The organism is Vibrio sp. D173a (assembly GCF_030248475.1).
This window is the reverse complement of record NZ_JAHGAH010000535.1, coordinates 1-801: the sequence shown is the minus strand read 5'-3', so window position 1 is coordinate 801 and position 801 is coordinate 1. Positions and strand designations below refer to the sequence as shown.

2 pseudogenes are annotated in these 801 nt (G+C 44.2%); one reads left to right on the top strand and one right to left on the bottom strand.

Going from position 1 to position 801, the window contains the following annotated elements:
- A pseudogene (locus KIV40_RS27335) lies at positions 1-194 on the top strand (hemolysin D); the annotation flags it as partial.
- Positions 195-270: 76 nt separating this feature from the next.
- Here KIV40_RS27335 and KIV40_RS27330 read toward each other — a convergent pair.
- A pseudogene (locus KIV40_RS27330) lies at positions 271-801 on the bottom strand (LysR family transcriptional regulator); the annotation flags it as partial.

Genomic DNA, 801 nt, shown 5'->3' with positions numbered 1-801 from the left:
ACAGCATGAATGATCATGGCCGAACTGTCGTCATCGAGTTTGATGAGCCAGAAGGCTATAACATTCCTATCGGAGCGACTGGTTCTGGCTGGGTATCCGCGACCAAGCCTCACCCCATGCTCGGCTTCATGGACATTATTGGCGGTGCGACCGTTCGCCTCAAAGCCTACAAAGCTTATCTTTCGGCACTGTAATTATCCCGCTATTGGAATAGTGATGTTGCAACACAAAAAAGAGGCTCACATGAGCCTCTTTTCAATTCAAGCACATTTAATCTTGATTCAGGATTGGGGTTAGCAAGTCACATAGCCACGCTATCTTGGATGAATAACGACGCGATGACTTCATGATCAAAGCCACCTCAAGGCTCAAATCCGGCTGGGTATCATCCATCACTTTCGAATATTGCAAGGTATAGAATTCATCCATTAACTGCGACATGAGCTGATAATTATCGACAAATACTTGAGGCTCTATCGTAGGATCAAGCTGATGAAAGTGATGTATTTGGTCGTTAACACCAGGAACGACAAATTTTACGTATTGTTTAGACTCAACGTTGCCAATAAATGCTCCAGAACCACGGTGAAGACGTTTTTGGTAAAAGCTCTGAGGCTTATCACTTAGTACGTGTACGCCTAGATCGACCTCTCCTTGCAAGATCAAACTCTCACTGGTGTCTCCCCATGTACTAATATCAATGACGGCATTCGTCTGATTTCTAATGGCTTGAATTATCGCTTTTCCTCTAGTCACTAAATAAGGCTCTGCAATATGCAGCGAGACCGTTTCTAGTTGTCT